This is a genomic window from Sphingomonas sp. 10B4, assembly GCF_035019905.1.
Classification (GTDB): domain Bacteria; phylum Pseudomonadota; class Alphaproteobacteria; order Sphingomonadales; family Sphingomonadaceae; genus Sphingomonas; species Sphingomonas glacialis.
Genome location: NZ_JASJVC010000122.1, coordinates 1 through 5,330 on the forward strand (window position 1 = coordinate 1; position 5,330 = coordinate 5,330).

Consider the following 5,330-nt stretch of genomic DNA (forward strand, 5'->3'; position numbering starts at 1 on the left):
AGATGTGTATAAGAGACAGCGCGGATCTTGCCCTCGAGATCGGGGTTGAACGCCGAGCCCCAGATGATGTTGGCGTCTTCGTCGACCAGCTCGCGGATGTGGTTTGCGGCTTCGTCGACTTCGAGCAGGCGCATGTCGTCGCCACCGGTGATCGAGACGATGACGCCCTTGGCGCCCTTCATGCTGACACCGTCGAGCAGCGGGTTGGCGATCGCCTTCGATGCCGCCTCGATCGCGCGATTGTCGCCCTCGGCCTCGCCGGTGCCCATCATCGCCTTGCCCATTTCCTGCATCACCGAACGGACGTCGGCGAAATCGAGGTTGATGAGGCCGGGCATGACCATCAGGTCGGTAATCCCGCGAACGCCCTGCTGGAGGACTTCGTCCGCCATCTGGAACGCTTCCTTGAAGGTCGTGTTCGCATTGGCGACGAGGAACAGGTTCTGGTTGGGAATGACGATCAGCGTGTCGACATACTTCTGCAGCTCCTCGATGCCCGCCTCAGCGCTTTTCGCGCGGCGCGTGCCTTCAAAGGCGAATGGCTTGGTGACGACGCCGACCGTCAGGATGCCCATGTCACGTGCCGCCTTGGCGATGACGGGCGCCGCACCGGTCCCGGTACCGCCACCCATGCCGGCGGCGATGAAGCACATGTGCGAGCCTTCGAGCATCTTGGTGACTTGCTCGATCGTCTCTTCGGCCGCCGCACGCCCGATCTCGGGGCGCGAGCCGGCGCCGAGGCCCTGCGTAATCTTCGCGCCGAGCTGGATCTTGTGGCTCGCGGTCGACTGCTTGAGCGCCTGCGAGTCGGTGTTGGCGACGAGGAACTCGACGCCCTGCACATCGGCCCGCATCATGTTGGCGATGGCGTTGCCGCCAGCGCCGCCAACGCCGATCACCGCGATGCGCGGCGTGAGCTCATCGACTTCTGGCGGCAAAAATTCGATGCTCATGTCCGGTCTCCAACGTGCGCCCACACCCCGGCGCCAAACTGATATAGGTGTAGTCTTGCACCATCGCTGGCGGTCCTTCCAGAGCGAACCGCACAATCCAGTAGCAAATCTTTAATAATTCGCGCGGGCTGCCGCCATCAGGCGTCGGAACAGCGCGAAACCCTTCGGGCGGTGCACCAATTGCTGCTTGCTCGAGAGCGCGCGCAGATCGACCGGATCGGCCGCCGCGTAGAAAGCGAGCCCGGCGAGCGTCGCGAATGCCGGCCCGGCATGCGCCTCGGGCAAAGCGGTCAGCCCGCGCGGGCGGCCGATCCGCACCGAGCGGCCGAGCGCCTGCTGCGCATAGTCGGCAATGCCCTTGAGCTCCGCCCCGCCGCCGGTCAGCACGACCTGGCGCCCAACGGGCCCTTCGAACTTCAGCTCGGCAAGCGCCTTGCCGACTTCGCCGATCAGATGGTCGAGCCGCTGGCGGATCACGGCGATCAGCTGCGCCTTGGTGATGCGCGTGCCGTCATGCGCGTCGTCCTCGGCCGAGACCGGCGCGACGTCGATCATCTCGTGATTGTCGCGCGGGGACGCATTGGCCGAGCCGTGGACGCACTTCATCCGCTCGGCCTGCGCGCGACGCGTGCCGAAGGCCGAGGCGATGTCGTCGGTAATGTCCTGCGCGCCGATCGGGATCGACATCAGCCCGACGAGCATGCCGCCGGCGAACAGCGAGACGTTGGTGATCCCTGCCCCCAGCTCGACCAGCGCGACGCCGAGCTCGCGCTCCTCGTCGGACAGGCATGCCATTCCAGTGGCGACGGGCGAGGCAATGATCGACTTCACTTCGAGATGCGCATTCGCGACGCACAAACCAAGATTGCGCACCGGCGACCCGTCGGCGGCGACGACATGGATATGGACGCCGAGCCGGTCGGCATGCAGCCCGAGCGGGCGCTTCACCCCAGTCAGCCCGTCGAGCGTGTAGAGCGCAGGCTGCGCGTGCAGCACCATGCGGCCTGCCGGGTCGATCGAATCGCGACCCGCCTGGAGCAAGGCGTCGATGTCGGACTGCTCGACACGGTGGCCGCCGAGCTCGAACTCGATCGACGCGACGTCGGATACGAGGCCACCGGCCGAGAAGCTGACCCACACGTTCTCGATATTGGTGCCCGCGATCCGCTCGGCCTGCTCGACCGCCTCGCGCACCGCGACTTCGGTCGCGGCGGCATCGGCGATATAGCCGCGCTTGACGCCGCGACTCTCGCGCTGGCCGGTGCCGAGCACGATCAACTCGCCGCCGTCACCCTTCTGCGCGATCATCGCCGACACCTTGGACGACCCGATGTCGAGCGCGGTGATGAGGCCCTCCGGTGCTGTCTTCGCCATCTGCTTGTCCCCTGTTCCGCCCGCTTACGCTATCCTTGGCCTGCTGGCCCCGATTGTTTCGCTTCGATCACGCCCGATTTCTCCGCCGGGGCCGCCTGCCCCGTCACCGGCGTCCCCGCGGGCGTCGTCGCCGTGGGATCGGTGATCGCCTTGTTGTCGACCAACCCAGGCTTGCGCGCCACCAGCCGCGTGGGGTCGCGCATGTCGAACCCCAGCCAGCCCTTGCCGAGCAGCGGCTTGACCCCGTCGAGCTGCGCGAAGCGCACCAGCGCCCTGCCCGCTGCGGTATCACCCTCGGGCAGAGCGAGCGTCTCGCCGCTTTCGAAGGTCAGCGTCCAGCGACGGTTACCGACCCACGTCGCCGCCTTGACCTGGCCGCGCAACGCGGGCGCGACGTCGAGCAATTGCCGATACGCCGGCTCCTGCTCATTGGCGTGCGCGCCAATCACGAGCGGCAGATCGGGCATCGCCTCGGGATTGACCGGCTCGAGCCACGTTCCGTTCGCCGAGATCAGCGAGAGCTGGCCCTTGTTCTGCCAGATCGCGCTCGGCGTACGCTCGATGACGTTGACCATCAGCGTGTCGGGCAGCCGCCGCGAGACGTGCGCATCCTCGATCCAGCCGCTGTGTGCGAGCAGATCCTGGCGGATCTTTTCGAGGCTGACGAGCGGCATCGCCATCGACGGCTGGTTCGCCGCGATCTTGTAGATGACGTTGTGGTCCATCCGCTTGAGACCGGTGATCTGGATGTTGGTGACGCGGAACCCCGCATCGCCGATCCCCTCGCAGATCGCGCTGCCGATCGCCGCGGGCACGCCGAGATAGGTCGCACCGACGAGCACCGCCGCGCCGACCGCGCCCATGATCGACCAGGTCGCGATCTTATGGAGCGTCGCTTCGCTGACCGGCAGCATCGCGATCAGCTTGTCGATCGTCGATGCCTTGGGCGGCTTGCGCCGCTTCGGCTGGACCGGGCGGCGTGCGGTGCCGCGCTTGATCGTGCCGCTGCTCATGGCGCCTTTTCTTTCAGCGCCCGATCCTTCACCGCCTCGTCGACGATCGCCTGGACGAGCTGCGGATAGGAAATCCCGCAATGCTTGGCTTGCTCAGGCACCAGGCTGAGCGGGGTCATCCCCGGCTGGGTGTTGACCTCGAGCAGGAACAGCCCCTCGACCCCGGCCTCGTCGTCCCAGCGGAAATCCGAGCGCGACGCGCCCTTGCAGCCGAGCAGGCGGTGCGCGTCGAGCGCGATCTGCTTGCACGCCGCGGTGATTTCGTCGGGGATCGCGGCGGGGAAGATGTGCTCGGTCTTGCCGTCGGTATATTTCGATTCGTAATCGTACCAGCCGGTGAGCGGCTTGAGCTCCGTGACGCCGAGCGCCGTGTCGCCGAGCACCGCGGTGGTGAGCTCGCGGCCACGGATATACGGCTCGGCGAGCAATTCGTCGAACTCGCTCCACGGCCCGGGCGTGCTGCGCGCGATCGGGTTGCCATGATTACCCTCGGCGGTGACGATCGCCACGCCGACCGACGACCCTTCGTTGACGGGCTTGAGCACATAGGGCCGCGGCAACGGGTCGCCGTCGTACAGCGTCGCGCTCTTGACGATCCGCCCGCCCGGCATCGGGATCCCGGCGGGGACGAGCAGCAGCTTGGTGAGTTGCTTGTCGATCGCGATGACCGAGGTGGCGAGGCCGGAATGCGTATAGGTCAGCCCCATCAGGTCGAGCATGCCTTGCACCGAACCATCCTCGCCGGGCGTGCCATGGAGCGCGTTGAAGACGATATCGGGCTTCGCCTCGGCGAGCTTTGCCGCGACGTCACGCCCCATGTCGATCCGCGTCACGCGGTGGCCGAGCGATTCGAGCGCATCGGCAACGCCCGCGCCCGACATCAGCGACACGTCGCGCTCGGCCGACCAGCCGCCCATCAGGACTGCTACGTGAAGTGCGCTCACAGCCCGTCGCCCCGGCGCAGGCCGGGGCCGCCTTGCGATGATAGGGTACGCCCGAAACCGAGCGGCCCCGGCCTGCACCGCGGCGACGAAAGAGTCCCGTTCACTGCTCGATTCCCACCCGCTGAATTTCCCACTCGAGCGTCACCCCGGACTGTGCCTTCACCCGCGCAATCACATCCTCACCCAAGGCCTCGATATCGGCGCTCGTCGCCGCGCCTAGGTTGAGAAGGAAATTGCAATGCTTCTCGCTGACCTGCGCATCGCCGCGCCGCAGGCCCCGGCAGCCGGCGGCGTCGATCAGCGCCCAGGCCTTGTGGCCGGGCGGATTCTTGAAGGTCGAACCGCCGGTCTTCGAGCGCAACGGCTGCGACGCCTCGCGCTCGGCGGCGATGCGGTCCATCTCGGCCTGGATGACTGCCGGTTCTTCGGGATGACCGCGGAAGGTCGCGCTCACGACGACGGCGCCCGCGGGCAGCGTCGAGTGGCGATAGGTATAGCCGAGCGCCTCGACCGCGAGCGTCTGCCGCTCGCCCGAGCGCAAGACGATCTCGCACTCGACGAGCACGTCCTTGGTTTCGCGGCCATAGGCCCCGCCATTCATCCGCACGAAACCGCCGACGGTGCCGGGGATCGAGCGCAGGAACTCGACGCCGCCGATGCCGGCATCGCGCGCGCTCGACGACACGAGGATCCCGCTCGCGCCGCCGCCGCAGCGCAGGGTGGTGGAGTCGAGCGTCTCGACCTTGGCGAAGGGCTTGCCGAGGCGGATCACCACGCCGGGCACGCCGCCATCGCGGACGATCAGGTTCGAGCCGAGGCCGAGCGGGAGGACGGGGATGCTGGGGTCGAGCGCGGCGAGGAAGGCGCTGAGGTCGGCGACGTCCTTGGGTTCGAACAGCCACTGCGCGCTGCCGCCGGATTTGAACCAGACGAGCGGGGCAAGCGGGGCGGACTCGGTCACGCGCCCTTCTATCCCCCGCCCGCTTGCGAGTCCGAGGTGGGGGGGGGGGCCCCGCCGGGGCCGCCCGCGGGGGGGGGGGGGGGGG

The 5,330-nt window shown here is 67.7% G+C and carries 5 protein-coding genes; all 5 read right to left on the reverse strand.

Annotated features, from left to right (window positions below; translation table 11 throughout):
- The coding region (gene ftsZ / locus QN347_RS18645) for a cell division protein FtsZ (RefSeq protein WP_323494304.1) at positions 1-953 on the reverse strand (953 nt) is incomplete at its 3' end.
- Positions 954-1,064: 111 nt separating this feature from the next.
- Positions 1,065-2,327: a cell division protein FtsA gene (ftsA, locus tag QN347_RS18650; RefSeq protein ID WP_322160480.1), complete on the reverse strand. Its 1,263-nt coding sequence runs from the start codon at positions 2,325-2,327 to the stop codon at positions 1,065-1,067.
- A 29-nt stretch (positions 2,328-2,356) separates the two neighbouring features.
- Complete coding sequence (locus tag QN347_RS18655; RefSeq protein ID WP_322160482.1) at positions 2,357-3,340, reverse strand: cell division protein FtsQ/DivIB; 984 nt, start codon at positions 3,338-3,340, stop codon at positions 2,357-2,359.
- Positions 3,337-4,284, reverse strand: a complete 948-nt coding sequence (locus tag QN347_RS18660; RefSeq protein ID WP_322160484.1) for a D-alanine--D-alanine ligase — start codon at positions 4,282-4,284, stop codon at positions 3,337-3,339. Before QN347_RS18660 ends, QN347_RS18655 begins: the two co-directional genes overlap by 4 nt.
- 100 nt (positions 4,285-4,384) lie before the next feature.
- Entirely contained in the window at positions 4,385-5,245 is an 861-nt protein-coding gene (murB, locus tag QN347_RS18665; RefSeq protein ID WP_323494305.1) for a UDP-N-acetylmuramate dehydrogenase, read from the reverse strand.
- Positions 5,246-5,330: the final 85 nt, after the last annotated feature.